Raw genomic sequence first — 431 nt, forward strand, 5'->3', positions numbered from 1 at the left:
CCTTCTGGGTCTGGGAAATCTACCCTTATCCGTACAATCAACGCCTTGGAATCCATCGATAACGGTACACTTATCGTTAATGGACATAATGTGACGGAAGCTTCTGCCAAAGACTTGGTTGAGCTTCGTAAAGAAGCAGGGATGGTTTTCCAACACTTTAACCTCTACCCGCACAAAACTGTTCTTGAAAATGTAACTTTGGCACCAATCAAGGTTCTTGGAATCAGTAAGGCAGACGCCGAAAAGACTGCTGAAAAATTCCTTCGCTACGTTAACATGTGGGACAAGAAAGATTCATACCCTGGCATGCTTTCTGGTGGACAAAAACAACGTATCGCTATCGCCCGTGGTCTTGCTATGAATCCTGAGCTCTTGCTCTTTGACGAACCAACGTCAGCCCTTGACCCAGAGACTATCGGTGACGTGCTTGC

1 protein-coding gene is annotated in these 431 nt (G+C 46.2%); it reads left to right on the top strand.

Annotated elements, in window-relative coordinates; translation table 11 throughout:
• Positions 1–431, top strand: a 431-nt coding sequence (locus AX663_RS00155; protein ID WP_156430737.1) for an amino acid ABC transporter ATP-binding protein, incomplete at both ends; no start/stop codon positions are given.

The organism is Streptococcus sp. CCH8-H5 (assembly GCF_001556505.1).
GTDB lineage: Bacteria > Bacillota > Bacilli > Lactobacillales > Streptococcaceae > Streptococcus.